At 42.3% G+C, this 12,767-nt stretch carries 16 protein-coding genes, 1 pseudogene and 1 riboswitch; of the genes and pseudogenes, 9 read left to right on the top strand and 8 right to left on the bottom strand.

Annotated elements, in window-relative coordinates; translation table 11 throughout:
- Positions 1–225: 225 nt before the first annotated feature.
- From SPSYN_RS14520 to SPSYN_RS16280, 5 genes are all read left to right on the top strand, one after another.
- The gene (locus SPSYN_RS14520) at positions 226–852 is read left to right on the top strand and encodes a TetR/AcrR family transcriptional regulator (protein WP_161823201.1); all 627 of its coding nucleotides are present in this window, start codon (positions 226–228) and stop codon (positions 850–852) included.
- A gap of 25 nt (positions 853–877) precedes the next feature.
- On the top strand, positions 878–1,879 hold the full coding sequence (locus tag SPSYN_RS14525) for an HlyD family secretion protein (protein ID WP_161823202.1): 1,002 nt from the start codon (positions 878–880) through the stop codon (positions 1,877–1,879).
- On the top strand, positions 1,863–2,963 hold the full coding sequence (locus SPSYN_RS14530; protein ID WP_161823203.1) for an ABC transporter permease: 1,101 nt from the start codon (positions 1,863–1,865) through the stop codon (positions 2,961–2,963). The genes SPSYN_RS14525 and SPSYN_RS14530 overlap by 17 nt, the downstream gene beginning before the upstream one ends.
- Positions 2,964–3,210: 247 nt before the next feature.
- Positions 3,211–3,678 (top strand): hypothetical protein, encoded by a 468-nt coding sequence (locus tag SPSYN_RS14535; protein WP_161823204.1) that lies wholly within the window; start codon positions 3,211–3,213, stop codon positions 3,676–3,678.
- Positions 3,679–3,754: 76 nt separating this feature from the next.
- Positions 3,755–3,880, top strand: coding sequence for a hypothetical protein (locus tag SPSYN_RS16280; RefSeq protein ID WP_279279317.1), 126 nt, complete (start codon positions 3,755–3,757; stop codon positions 3,878–3,880).
- A gap of 674 nt (positions 3,881–4,554) precedes the next feature.
- Here SPSYN_RS16280 and SPSYN_RS15815 read toward each other — a convergent pair.
- A complete protein-coding gene (locus SPSYN_RS15815; protein ID WP_202623852.1) occupies positions 4,555–5,115 on the bottom strand; it encodes a DUF6573 family protein in 561 nt (186 codons plus the stop codon).
- A gap of 220 nt (positions 5,116–5,335) precedes the next feature.
- Between SPSYN_RS15815 and SPSYN_RS14540 the strand changes: the two are divergent.
- Positions 5,336–5,515 (top strand): annotated as a pseudogene (locus SPSYN_RS14540) (transposase); the annotation flags it as partial.
- Here SPSYN_RS14540 and SPSYN_RS14545 read toward each other — a convergent pair.
- Positions 5,483–5,701, bottom strand: a complete 219-nt coding sequence (locus SPSYN_RS14545; protein WP_161823205.1) for a hypothetical protein — start codon at positions 5,699–5,701, stop codon at positions 5,483–5,485. The pseudogene SPSYN_RS14540 and the gene SPSYN_RS14545 sit on opposite strands and share 33 nt — an antisense overlap.
- 273 nt (positions 5,702–5,974) lie before the next feature.
- On the opposite strand from SPSYN_RS14545, the gene SPSYN_RS14550 reads away from it, so the two are divergent.
- Both SPSYN_RS14550 and SPSYN_RS14555 read left to right on the top strand, forming a co-directional pair.
- A complete protein-coding gene (locus SPSYN_RS14550) occupies positions 5,975–6,199 on the top strand; it encodes an AbrB/MazE/SpoVT family DNA-binding domain-containing protein (RefSeq protein ID WP_161823206.1) in 225 nt (74 codons plus the stop codon).
- Entirely contained in the window at positions 6,196–6,597 is a 402-nt protein-coding gene (locus tag SPSYN_RS14555) for a type II toxin-antitoxin system death-on-curing family toxin (protein ID WP_161823207.1), read from the top strand. Before SPSYN_RS14550 ends, SPSYN_RS14555 begins: the two co-directional genes overlap by 4 nt.
- Before the next feature lie 119 nt (positions 6,598–6,716).
- On the opposite strand, the gene SPSYN_RS14560 is transcribed toward SPSYN_RS14555, so the two are convergent.
- The 6 genes from SPSYN_RS14560 to SPSYN_RS14580 all read right to left on the bottom strand — a co-directional run bounded on the left by SPSYN_RS14560 (position 6,717) and on the right by SPSYN_RS14580 (position 12,088).
- Positions 6,717–9,281, bottom strand: a complete 2,565-nt coding sequence (locus SPSYN_RS14560; protein ID WP_161823208.1) for a cation-translocating P-type ATPase — start codon at positions 9,279–9,281, stop codon at positions 6,717–6,719.
- Between the two features lie 100 nt (positions 9,282–9,381).
- Positions 9,382–9,484: riboswitch (NiCo riboswitch) on the bottom strand.
- A gap of 262 nt (positions 9,485–9,746) precedes the next feature.
- Positions 9,747–10,193, bottom strand: a complete 447-nt coding sequence (locus tag SPSYN_RS14565; RefSeq protein ID WP_161823209.1) for a DUF3795 domain-containing protein — start codon at positions 10,191–10,193, stop codon at positions 9,747–9,749.
- A 181-nt stretch (positions 10,194–10,374) separates the two neighbouring features.
- Positions 10,375–10,482: a hypothetical protein gene (locus SPSYN_RS16525; RefSeq protein ID WP_480936037.1), complete on the bottom strand. Its 108-nt coding sequence runs from the start codon at positions 10,480–10,482 to the stop codon at positions 10,375–10,377.
- Positions 10,483–10,557: 75 nt separating this feature from the next.
- Positions 10,558–11,430 (bottom strand): AraC family transcriptional regulator, encoded by an 873-nt coding sequence (locus SPSYN_RS14570; protein ID WP_161823210.1) that lies wholly within the window; start codon positions 11,428–11,430, stop codon positions 10,558–10,560.
- Between the two features lie 107 nt (positions 11,431–11,537).
- Positions 11,538–11,858 (bottom strand): D-Ala-D-Ala carboxypeptidase family metallohydrolase, encoded by a 321-nt coding sequence (locus SPSYN_RS14575; protein ID WP_243153072.1) that lies wholly within the window; start codon positions 11,856–11,858, stop codon positions 11,538–11,540.
- Positions 11,852–12,088 carry a peptidoglycan-binding protein gene (locus SPSYN_RS14580; protein ID WP_202623854.1) on the bottom strand — a complete coding sequence of 79 codons (237 nt, stop codon included), beginning with the start codon at positions 12,086–12,088 and terminating at the stop codon, positions 11,852–11,854. Before SPSYN_RS14580 ends, SPSYN_RS14575 begins: the two co-directional genes overlap by 7 nt.
- Before the next feature lie 452 nt (positions 12,089–12,540).
- Between SPSYN_RS14580 and SPSYN_RS14585 the strand changes: the two genes are divergently transcribed.
- On the top strand, positions 12,541–12,767 hold a 227-nt coding region (locus SPSYN_RS14585; protein WP_161823211.1), incomplete at its 3' end, for a phage integrase N-terminal SAM-like domain-containing protein.

Consider the following 12,767-nt stretch of genomic DNA (forward strand, 5'->3'; position numbering starts at 1 on the left):
ATCAGTCTTTACATGGTAGAGCCCTGTTACACTCTTCACTCTTGAGCTCCTGGGCATTTATTCACGCACCCTTTTTTCAAACTCTACCATGTTCCTTTGTTGACACAAAGGAACCGTCCCCTTGTGTTTTTATTGCATAAAACTGGTTTTACATGTAATATAATCATGGACAATTAATGAACACTCTGTTTATTAAGTGAGTATATTAGCAGAGGTTGTTTGCGTATGGTAGATAACACAATGGATAAACGAGTTATTCGAACGAAACGTTTGATCAGAAATGTTTTTACGGAATTGATGGAAGAAAAAGGGTTTGAGGGAATTACTGTCAAGGAACTGACTACAAAAGCAGATATTAACCGGGGAACATTTTACTTGCATTATAAAGACAAACAAGATCTATTGGAGCAATGTGAAGAGCAAATTATTAACGAAATCAATGACATTTTAAAGATTGAACGGCAACTAAATCTAGAGGAAACATTGAATTACTACTCAAAATATGAACCACCTCCCTTTGTGGTAAAGCTATTTGATTACATATTGGAGAACGCTTCCTTTATGAAAGTCATGCTAGGACCAAATGGCGATCCCTCCTTTCAAATAAGGATGAAAGAGAGCCTGAGAAAAAATATGCTGGTAAAGATAGAGGAAAAATTCCATAAAGAACAAATGATGGTCCCGCAAGAATGTTTGCTTGCCTATATTAGTTCAGCGTACCTGGGGGTTATCCAATACTGGTTGGAAAGTGGCCTGAAGGAGTCTCCGCGGGATATGGCATTGGTTTTATTGAAAATCACTTTTTTAGGGCCATTAACTGTTACAGGCTTCCCAAATACCTTCAAGTCATAGTAGATATAAGGAGTGACCAACACTTATGCAAAAAAAATTAATACCCCTGATGCTTTTAATCGCTGCCTTCATTACCGGTGGCATATTTATGACGCTGGACGGTAAAGATGCGGTAACCATTGCCAGCACTAAGAAAAGCAGTCTATTGGCTGCCGATACCTTGAACGTCTCCTTCCAAGGGGTGGGCGGCAAAGTTACATCTATTCAAGTAACTGAAGAACAACAAGTTAGGCAGGGGGATGTGCTGATGACACTTGACCCCACGGATATTGACTTGCAAATGGCTAAACTAAAGACCGACATTCAACAACAAGAAGTCAAGATACAACAAGCCAAAGCTTTAGGGGATCGCAAGGAAGATGTGGAACGCCAGGCCTTAGCCGTAGAGGCAGCCCAACAGGCCTTGGACCTGGCCCAGAAAAATTATGATCGTAAAAAGGCGTTATTTGATGCTCAAGCGGTTGCCCAAGCAGAGCTTGATACGATGAGTAATCAGCTGGAGACGGCCAAAAATGCGTTAGCCCAGCAACAGGCCGGCCTTAATAAGCTTAATACGGAAATTCAAAACAATGTTTACAACGTGGAACTGGCGGAAAAACAAAAGGCCACCATGGAAGTTCAACTGCAATCCTTAGCGGTGCAAAAACAACGTATGATATTGCAAGCACCGGCCGACGGTAAAGTGACCCGCATAGTCCCCAAAATTGGTGAAAATATAGGCTCAGGGGCAACAGTGGTGACTATTGAATCCGACCAGCTATACTACGACATCTATGTAGATGAAACACAAATCTCTAAGTTCAAACCCAGTGGAAAAGTGTCCGGTTATGTAGTGGCCTTAAAAAAGAATGTGGAGGGTAAGGTACGCTATGTTACTGCAGCCCCTCAATACGCTAATATGAGAATGAGCCGGGATAAAGGGCAAGCCGATGTAAGTTTGTTCCTGGTGCGCATTGATGTGCAACGTACACCAGAGCTTCTTCCTGGAATGTCGGTGGAGGTGAAGACTGGTGCAAACAGTCATTGATGAATGGAGACACATTACCCAGGGTAAATTTATTGTTGTAATGCTGATTGTTCCTTTAGTTATTGCAGCCTGTTTTGGTTATATATATAAAAACAGTACCGTAAACGAAGCCCCCCTGGCAGTGATTGACCTTGATCACAGTACCTATAGCCGGCAATTGATTAATAAGTTGGATTCATCCCAATATGTCCAGGTTGCTGGTGTTTATGACAACTATATAGAAGCTGATCTACTGCTGTACAATGAAAAATATTCCGGAGTTTTATACCTCCCGGCAGGCTTGGAAGCAGCTTACCTGCAGGGTAAAACCATAAATACAGGCTTGTATTTAGATATGACGCTGTCCTCCAGTGCCGGCAGTATTCGCACCGGGGTCAGCGAAGTGATTGCTGCTGAAAATGCAGTCAAAGGCACTCCTTTGCCAATAGCCCTGGAGCAACGCACCTTGTATAACCCTACCAATAGTACAATTATGGGCCCTGTTATTCTGTTTATTAATGTAGTGATGGTTGCTCTATTTGCTTTATATACTTTATCCATCGTTCCCCGTCTGCGCCAGGAAGGTCGTTTACAGGAGGAATTACAGCAACCGCTCGGCATTATTTGGCGCGTACTACCCTATGCGCTGATCGCCTGTGTCTCAACCTATTTAGTGATGGGGGTGCTTAAACAATTTGGTAGTCTTCGCTTTGAGGCCAATTGGTTGCAAATATTCGTTCCCTTTTTTTTATATACTATCAGCTCGGGTTTACTGGCCATGCTGATCGGCTGGACTGCACCAAATACTATCCTTGCAAAAGCTAGAATTGTAGTGCTTATGCTTCCATCCTTCCTGCTTAGTGGTGGTCAAGTCCCGGTTGTATTACTCCCTGAAATTCTACAATGGATCAACAAGGTCATTCCTTTGACCATACACTTAAAATTTTTACGTGGTATGGCTTATAAAGGTGGGGACCTGCGCTACTTTATTCCCGATATAGGTCACTACCTGATCTTGATCGGTGTTTTTTTACTGGGCATCTTTTTCCTCATTCTTAAAGAGAAGAAAATCCAAATGAAATCCGTTTCAGAGGGCACATCTTGACACAAGGGGACGGTATTGCAAGAACACGTACTTTCTCCAAATCTATTAGGGGGCTATATAGGAACCGCCGTATGACGCTTATTGGGATGACTATATTGCATTATTCTACGAATTTGAATCCATATATCATCAATATAACGGGATTTTAGCAGATTATAAGGCAATTACATCCGACAGCCGGGAAACCAGGGAAGTAATATTCACCCATATAGACATTATCAAGTTAATTAATAATATCGAAGAAATCATGCCTGATTATGATTATATTCTATTAAACGGTGGAGATGATGGCCCGGTAGCCGGCGAGATGAACCGTATGGTAGAAAGCATTCAAGAAAAGCTGGACCATTTGAAAACGATGGAAGATGACGTTAGGAAGCTCCGGAATCCTCAAAGAAAGTTTTACTCAATTATAATAGACCCGGTGTACTTGAACGGCCCCGGAAAGAAAAATGCTGCCTTGAAAAAATTTATAAGGAAATACAAAGCCTATGCTAATCAAGATAATCCGAACATATGGACAACAAGTGATTTAGAACAAAGAAATGGTTGGTGGGAATTACTTAATAATATTAACGAAGCCCGTAACTATAGCAATTCCGGGGAATGCCCCCTTTGCGGCAAGATTGAAACCGAAAATAGCTTGAGAAGGGCCGTTGATGACTACCAGTATTGTGAAGATTGCTATGTGGAATACGACCTGGGGAGGTTATAATATGACCACGGACTGCCGCTGCTGGAAAGGAAAAGTCTGCAATAACATATTAATAAAGAAAAAGGAGCTGCCACAAATGGCAAAAAGCGAGGATCCGGAACAAAAGATGGTCGAAGCGATAGTAGAACAGATGATCGAAAGAATAATGGCCAAGGGAAAAACCAGGGAAGAAGCGGAAAAAATACTGAACGAAATATTTTAAAAGAGCAGACCGCTGTAGTTTAAAAAATCAAGAATACCAAGGATTTTCACACAGCGTATGAAGTTGGGGTACGGTATTATGGTCTTGATGGTCGGGATACAGAATCTATTTTGCAGGGATGGCTGTGAGCCAAAAAAGATGAAGCAAGATTTTACTATCTTTTGCTAATTACCCATGCATAAAACGTAAACCAAACAAAAGCATCAATACAACCTGTTGGGATTGCAGCTAGGGACGGTGGTATGGGGCTAAGCAAAGAAAGCTGGGAATAATATCCTCAGCTATTTCCGGCAGAATCCTGCAGAGTGATCGGGTTGCTCCCTAGCATTGTCCTATCCTCTCTGCAGGTAAGAGCTATTATAAGCCTACGCAAATTATAGCTAAATAATTCAATTACACAAAGTTATGGACATACCTCTTTTCGTCCGAATAAAAAGTGAAAACTAAGAAAAACAAAGATAATTAAAGATATTCAAAGTTAGTTAAAGGAGGTAAATGTTATTGAAAAGAGATACGCGCATATAAAAAACATTAATAAGCCAATATTTCCTTGATTTTTGCGGTTGTTGGCTTGGAACGGGCCTCTGTGCGCCCGTTCCAAGCATATGGTAAATTATTGGGCAAGGTGTTTACACCTATTAATAAATTACCTTCCTTTTCTGCCGTCTCCTGGCTCAGTCTTTACCAACTAGCATAACTGTTAGTGCTGGGCGCGGGTCGTTTATATCGTTTGGCCCCGCCACAGCAACCAATTGTATTTCTTTGGTTTCAAACTGCGGCTTCTCTGCCGGTTCCCTATCTACATAAATTAAGTACTTGTCAATGGTATCGGCCTCCTCTAAGGTTAAACCTGCGCGCGCCGATACTATTGGGTCATTATATTTACATAATGTAAGGTTGTGCTTCTTAGCGTATTTTATAGCCTCATAACCTCTCAACCGCGTTTCACTGGGTAATTGATATGGCACCATAAAATATAATGGAGTAACTCCGCTGGCTTGTTTAATGCTGGTGCGCAACGCACAAAGAGTATCCCACAGGCGTTCTGCTGTGTCCTGGCCTTCTAGTCCTTCAGGTGCTACTATATACTCTTGCCATACTGCCCGTGTAAAGTATACAGGGTATTTAAACCCAGCTTCCTTGGCCATGTTTCCCGCCTCTACTTGCTCACCATCCTCGATGGCTTGCGCCCGGGTATAAGAATAATTTGATTCTAATACGGGTACGGCGTTCATTGTGGCTACCTCCTTTAATAATTAACGTTAATTAATTATATTACCTATGATAAAATTTGCAATATATAGTCGAAATGTTTCACTATTAGAATTATTTTGTAAAAAACAGTCGACACAGTAGAATTATCCTGACTTATTCCCACTTTGAGGGACACCGAATCGTGATATAAAATAAAATCATGAAAGGGTGTTGAAAATGGTAAGCAATAATAATAGATAAGAACAAAAAGAGTTAATGGCAGATCTTAAGCAAGTATATCAGGCGTTAACCCTGGAAGAGGCCGAGTTAGCCTTTGAAATATTCAAAGAAAACTGGGGTAAAAGACATCCCATTATAATTCGTTCTTGGGAGAAGAATTGGCTTGAGTTAACAGCTTATTGTAAATACCCATATGAAATCCCGACAGCGCGCATAACCGCACACAAGAGTTTCATCGCAAGCTATATAAGTTATGCTCGATTCAAGTGCTTTAATGTACTTATCACGGCCGGCTACCCCATGGTAATCACTCCACTCATCTCCCTCATCGACAAGTAAGTCAAAAAGTAAAGATTCATCGGCTTTGCTGTATTCCCTAATCTCCATATATTCACCGCCTATTTTATGCTTTTCCTGAAATCAGCAAGCAAGAAAACTGCCTCAAACAACCGTAGTAATAATGGAGCCTTGCTTACACGGCATAATCAAAGTATGAAATACCCATTTAACTGTGACTTCCTGGGTATTTATTCACGCACCCTTTTTTTCAAACTCTACTATGTTTTTTCTTATTGACACAAAAGAACCGTCCCCTTGTGTTTTTGTTTAGCCTTGAATACGATGTAATACAAATGTTATAATATCATTGAGGTGACGCTTATGAGAACGGTAAAGCTAAGAAAAATAGGTAATAGCTTCGGATTTACAATCACCAGGGATCTAATGGATAAATACAATCTTAAAGAAGGAAAAGAATTATACGTCGTGGAGAACAGCTATGGAATAACATTAACACCTTACGACCCCGAGTTTGAAAAATGGGTTTCCAGCTTTGAAAATACGAATAATAAATTTAAAAATACTTTGAAATCGCTAGCAAAATGACAAGTGTAATATTTTTACCTAAAGATTTAATTCTTTTATTTCATGAACAACTCATTCAAATCTACGGCGGCTCTTACGGAGTTCGAGATGAAAATCTGCTTGATTCCGCTTTACAGCAACCCAAAGCGACATTTGATGGTAAATATCTACATGATAATTTATTAAAAATGGCGGCAGCGTACGGGTATCATTCATGCAATAACCACCCATTTATAGATGGAAATAAAAGAATTGCGCTTGTGGCTATGGATGTTTTTCTCCAAAGAAACGGCTTCGAAATTACCGCATGCGAAAAGGATACTTTCAAAATGATGATGGATCTAGCATCTGGTAGATTATCAAAAGATGAACTGGTGATTTGGCTAAAAAATAATACTTCATCACTATTTACTAGTTAAATCTCATCAATAGAATGGGCAACTTGATTATCAACATTTAATATTTTATGACAGTTGACAATTAGGACATTGCATAATCAAGACTTCCTTTTTTAAATGAATATATCGCAAGCCTGCTTCTAACGACTTTTGAGGGTGCCCGTTTGATAGGCCTCTTTATAATTTTTTTTGGCCAGCTTTTTGGCAAGCTTGACAAGCTCATACCAAAAAACAGATACCGCCGCGATGCCCAGAGCCGTAAAAAATTGTTCAATAGTAAGAGGCGCAAACTTGAAAAATTGATGCACCGGTGTATATAAGAGCAACAGCGTACCAACAACCGTCCCAATATTAACCGCCCACATCACCTTATCCTTAGCAAGCCGTTTTACAGACTGCACCACAAAGTCATGGTTAGAGCTGTTGACCTGTACCAGGAAAAGGTTGGCAAGAATAATAATAACCAGGCCCATGGTGCGGGCCAGGGGCGCATCGGCAGGATTGCGGGAAAGAATTAAATAGTAAGTACCGAAAGACGCTGCAAAAATCATGATACCCTGCAAACCACTCTTAATTAAAGTCCTCGCGTTTAGAATATTTTCCCCCGGATTACGGGGCTTTCTTTCCATAATATCAGCTTCCGCCGGCTGACGTTCCAGCACTATGGAACAAGTAGGGTCAATAACCAGTTCCAGCAACACCACGTGCAAAGGAAGTAAGAACAAATTGGCCGGGTATACGCCCAGGATTGGCGCCAGCAAGGAAGAAAAAGCAATGGGTATGTGAATGGTGAACACATAACCAACCGCTTTGCGGATATTATCGTATATACGCCGCCCATCCCGGATGGTGCGCACAATAGTTGAAAAGTTGTCGTCCAGTAAAATAAGGTCGGCTGCTTCGCGTGATACCTCCGAACCACGCTTGCCCATGGCAATGCCGATGTCCGCGTATTTCAAGGCCGGCGCATCATTGACACCGTCACCCGTCATGGCCACGATTTCCCCGTTCGCTTTAAATGCCTTGACGATACGCATTTTATGCTCGGGCACCACGCGGGAAAAAATACTGACCTCTTTGACCCGCTCCTGTAATTCTTCATCGGTCATGTCGTTAAGCTCGTCACCGGTGATGATACTATCGCTGTTTGGCATGCCAATCTGCTTGGCGATGCTGCTGGCGGTAATACCATTGTCCCCGGTTATCATAACCACACGAACGCCGGCTTTCGTGCACTGCTTAATGTCTTCTTTGACAGATTCCCTGGGAGGATCGGCAAGCCCGATTAAACCGCAGAGAGTAAGCGCGCAATCGGTAAGCTCAGCAGGGATATCGTCCCTACTAGTTGGTTTCATAACTCCAACGGCAATGACTCGAAGGCCTTGTACCGACATCTCCATAAGCTTAGCTTCGGCTTCCCGGCGCTGGATATCATTCAAGCGGCAGATAGCCAGGATTCGTTCCGGAGAACCTTTGGCCGCAATGATAATTTCGTCCTCATGCCTCCAAACATGCCCCATCATTTTCAATTCATTGGTAAAAGCGTATTCGGTAATTAATTCACCGCCAAATAGATGCCCTTTGTTCAGGCCTAACTTCTCACAATAGTTAAGCATGGCTTTTTCCATAGGGTCATAGGTATCGGTTTCACAGCCCAGCCCCATAGTTTCGCAAAGCTTCATATAATCATTATCTACCGCCCAGGTATCACGGACCGTCATTTGGTTCATGGTGATGGTCCCTGTTTTATCCACACAAAGTACGGAAACAGCCCCCAAGGTTTCTACGGAAGGCAGCTTGCGCACCAAAGAATGCTGTTTGGCAAGCCGCCATGCCCCCATGGATAGGAAAACGGTTAAAATAACCGGGAATTCTTCCGGGATCATCGCCATAGCAAGGGTAATACCAGAGAGAACGCTTTCGATCAGCCGGGCGCGAAATGGGTGGTCGGGAATATTGAACCAGGTAACAAATACTACTGCGGCAAACAAAACAGCGGCGATACCGGCACTAAGCTTAACAAGATTCCCGGTTTGTTTTTGCAGCGGCGTGGGGGACTCCGGCGCGGATGCTATATCGGCCCCGATTTTTCCATATTCTGTAGCAGCTCCAATTTTATCCACGAGCACATGGGCGCTGCCTTGAGTAACTAAAGTTCCGGCGTAACAGTAATCCTTGCGCCAGTAATCGGCGGAGGGTTCCGCATTTTCCACGGTCGTCTTCCAAACCCCTTCCGATTCACCGGTTAAAGAGGATTCATCCACACACAGGTCGCTTGCTTTTACTATCTCGCCATCAGCCGGAATTTTTACCCCTTCGGAAATCAGCATCAGGTCGCCGGGCACCAAATCAATACTGGCAATAACCATTTCTTTGCCGTCCCGGATGACCTGGCTATGCGGCGCAGATAAGTCTTTAAGAGCATTTAACGATTTGTCGGTTTTCCATTCCTGGATCATATCAATACTGATGACAACGATCACAAAAACCAGCATAATTGCCCCGTCACGCGGTTCCCCAAGAATGAAATAAATAACCGCTGCCACGATAAGCAGCGAAAACATTGGCTCGCTAATGATGTGCAGCACTTTGCGGAAAAAGCTTTCTTTTTTCATGGGGGTCAGTTCGTTTTTGCCGTATTGTTCCTGACGCTTTCGGGCTTCCTCGCTGGTTAAGCCCTTTAAGGGCGTTTTTGATTCGGTCATATATGTTACCTCCACTTGGGCCTCATAAAACCAATTTTGTATACACTATACAGTGTATGTATCCAATATTAGTATAAAAAAACACATCTATGGAACATACTACTGTCCCACAAATGTGTTAAATACCCCATTTGCTGCCGAAAGTTTACGGCCCAGCCCCAGGAACCTTTAGTAAGGTCCCTCGCCTGCTCAGTTTGTACTGTAAATTAATATGCAGTGCAAAGAGTTTTGGTTATTGTAATATATGTCAATAATGTTTGTCAAGTTCCTATTGCTAAGCATTAAACGGCATCCGCCGGCAGCGCCGGAGGAAAAACTCCTGGACCGATACTAAATTGCTCCGGCTGGCGGTGCCGGTAACCGTGAAAAAACTAAGATTCATCAGGCTGCGCTGCAGTTGGACAAGACCCCGGCCGCCTGTAAGCTTGCTGTTTGGCAAATGAAAAATGCGGGGGTATTTTACATTTAATATCTAGGTAACTTAACCTGCTCGTAATAATATTCGACTACGCCAATTTCTTTCATGCGGTCATTAATATATCTCCAGCGGTCTCTTAAACGGCCTGTAAACTGCTTATCACAAGGATATTCAGCACATTGAAAGCAAAAATCAACAGATTTGTCTTTATGACAGGTTTTAGCGGCACAAGTCGTTATCGGACATTGCACATTTTCACCTCTACACCCACTGCATATTCCATTGGCAAAGGATTTTAGGATTTCATTGAATTGGGGGTAATCGTTAAAAATCGGTTGTTTTTCTGTTTTCATTTTTGCTACTGGCTTATAATTACCAAGTAGTTGAATAAGCCTTGAACTTAATTGTTTTATTTCCCCTTGTTCATAATCTGCACATCTCACACAATCAAGGCCACAGGGTGAAAGATGTTTTAATACATCACTGTATTCCATTTTAAACACCTCTTTTAGCGGAAATATAATTTGTACAATTCCCTCTTTGATTAGTTAATCCTGCCCAAGTTGGCATGTAATGTTAATACAAGGAGTTGCGAACAAAAAAAGGCAGTTAACCCGTTTAATTGGTAACTGCCTGTGAAAAGTTTATGGCCTATCCCGGCTGGTTAAAAATAAGTTAACCCCCGGGATCTACAATGGCGTGCATAGTCAGTGCTGGGATGCCGCTGGAAATGCTCCATATATGCAGGTCATGAATGTTTTTGGTAGACGTAAAACTATCCACCCTCGTTCGTATTGTTTACGGAAAGAGCACCCTAATTAGAAGTGCCCTTAATTATGCTCATTGATATACTAAACGTTATTTCTTCTTCACTGGAATCCAGATTTCACTTCGATACTTCGGATTTCCAGTGTCTGGACTCTCGTTCCACAAAATTTCTGGGCCTGGGGCTGCCTCATATCCTGATGATGGAAACCACTCTGAGTATATCCTTCCCCATACATTTTGAAGTGTTTCCGGGAATGGTCCAATGGATTCGAAAACTGCCCAGGTGCTGGCTTCTATTTTCAATACATCAAATTCTGCTGTTTCATCACTTGAAGTTGCTACACCGATGTAATGCTCCAGCTCACCCTTTTCTTCCATTCTTCCTTCTGAGAAGTTAATAGATGCACTAATAATCCCTGTTGGTTCTACATTTGAAAGTGTTTTAAATTCTTTAATAATCTCAGGGGTTAATAGTTTAGTCATTTTTGCAATCTCTGGATTGACACCTTCAAAAACAATTGGAACTTTCTTCTTAAATCCTACTAACTTAAAAGGTCCTTTCTCAACAATACGATAATTCATTTCGCATACTCCTTTAATTGATAATTGAAAGGTCATTCTAGGATAAGCTTTTAACTGTGTATTCTCACTTCTTGCTTCAGAAGGAAGAATACCATGCATAGAATGAAAAGCACGGGAGAATGAATCAGCTGAATCATAACCATATTTGACAGCAACATCGATTATTCTCAAATTTGTATCTTTTAAATCAAGGGCAGCCAGCGTTAGTCTTCTTCTTCGTATATATTCTGATAAACCAATTCCTGATAAAAATGAAAACATCCTTTTAAAATGATACTCTGAGCAGTAAGCAATTTTAGAAATTTTACTATAATCGATATCCTCAGTTAAATGCTCTTCAATGTATGCCAATGCATTATTCATACTACTTAAAGAATCCATCAAACAAACTCCTTTCAATATCAATATTATCAAAGGATGTAATTATCCATCCGACAATCTGTGCACAGTATAGTCGACTCATACCCCATTTAACTGTTGGCTCTAAATCACCCCACCCAACGCGCCTTACCCCCCGGCCCGCACATCAACATGCGTAAAACCGGCATACTTCCCCACCCCGGTAAAGCCTGTCTTTTCAGCAGCGGCTGCCATTCACCCGGGGCTGCACCAGTTACCGTGATATCCGCCGCATTGCCCGGCAGGTGCTGGCTTTGCCTTGCTCCGCCCACTGCACGATTGTGCGCAACGCAGCGGTAAGCGGACGTGATCACCACCGGCTTATCGCCCAGCTGTTCCCGCAGCTGCTCCAGCAGTTGAACCAGGCAGGGTTTACCCGCACCAGCGGCAAGCGAATTCTTTTTCAGCAAAATGGGGGCTGAGACGGCAGCCCGGCTGAGGCTGGTGGGAGCAGCAGGGCCAGCGCCGCCAGGGTCCGCGGGCCGGCCACGCCGTCAGGCTTAAGCCCGCAGCATTGCTGCAGCTGCTCAACTGCCCGGCGGGTGCGGGGGCCGAAGTCACCGTCCGCCGGGCCGGGGTCGAAGCCGAACAGTCGCCAGCTTGCTGTTACCAGGGTGTTTTGACATTCAGATAATCGGATGCATCAGGATGTTTTAAAGGCACTCGTTATATAATAAGAGGAGTGCCTTTGCTTTATCAATTACCAGCTAAAGGGATCAGTCTATACATGGTAGAGCCCTGTTACACTCTTCACTCTTGACTTCCTGGGCATTTATTCACGCACCCCTTTTTTCAAACTCTACCATGTTTTTGTTGACACAAAGGAAGAACGAAATCGCTTCGCAATGGCTTTAAAAAAGCATTTTAAAAGAATAAATTAAAATAGAAAAGTATGCCCTTTATGTGGTATTGTTAATTCGCCAAAACCAACAAACCAAAAAGGAACATACTTTTCTCTTATGATTATAACATTTCTAAAGAAACATTCACACATAAAGGTACAAACAATCATCCAAGCAACTAGACCTCCTCCTTACCTCCTGATGATACTAAAGGTTGTCATTTAAGAATCTAAAATCAGGAGGCCATTGCATGGACAATTATAAAAAAGATATTGAACTATACTTTGAACTCAAAGGAGCTCCCGAATCGTCAAAGGAATCATATTTGCGCAGGATCTATGCATTTATGGATTTTATCCAAATCGAAAGGCATAAGCGCATGGAAGACATTACGATTAGTGACATCCAACAATATATACTTCATCTTAAAAATGACAAAGGCCTTACAGCAGGAACCATCAACAACTATATTTCGGG

The sequence above is a fragment of the Sporotomaculum syntrophicum genome (assembly GCF_009932395.1).
Lineage (GTDB): Bacteria > Bacillota > Desulfotomaculia > Desulfotomaculales > Desulfallaceae > Sporotomaculum > Sporotomaculum syntrophicum.

Coding starts and splice junctions, on each gene's coding strand:
- SPSYN_RS14520 (WP_161823201.1), top strand. CDS start 226: ATGGTAGATAACACAATGGATAAACGAGTTATTCGAACGAAACGTTTG.
- SPSYN_RS14525 (WP_161823202.1), top strand. CDS start 878: ATGCAAAAAAAATTAATACCCCTGATGCTTTTAATCGCTGCCTTCATT.
- SPSYN_RS14535 (WP_161823204.1), top strand. CDS start 3,211: ATGCCTGATTATGATTATATTCTATTAAACGGTGGAGATGATGGCCCG.
- SPSYN_RS16280 (WP_279279317.1), top strand. CDS start 3,755: ATGGCAAAAAGCGAGGATCCGGAACAAAAGATGGTCGAAGCGATAGTA.
- SPSYN_RS15815 (WP_202623852.1), bottom strand. CDS start 5,115: ATGAACGCCGTACCCGTATTAGAATCAAATTATTCTTATACCCGGGCG.
- SPSYN_RS14545 (WP_161823205.1), bottom strand. CDS start 5,701: ATGGAGATTAGGGAATACAGCAAAGCCGATGAATCTTTACTTTTTGAC.
- SPSYN_RS14550 (WP_161823206.1), top strand. CDS start 5,975: ATGAGAACGGTAAAGCTAAGAAAAATAGGTAATAGCTTCGGATTTACA.
- SPSYN_RS14555 (WP_161823207.1), top strand. CDS start 6,196: ATGACAAGTGTAATATTTTTACCTAAAGATTTAATTCTTTTATTTCAT.
- SPSYN_RS14560 (WP_161823208.1), bottom strand. CDS start 9,281: ATGACCGAATCAAAAACGCCCTTAAAGGGCTTAACCAGCGAGGAAGCC.
- SPSYN_RS14565 (WP_161823209.1), bottom strand. CDS start 10,193: ATGGAATACAGTGATGTATTAAAACATCTTTCACCCTGTGGCCTTGAT.
- SPSYN_RS14570 (WP_161823210.1), bottom strand. CDS start 11,430: ATGGATTCTTTAAGTAGTATGAATAATGCATTGGCATACATTGAAGAG.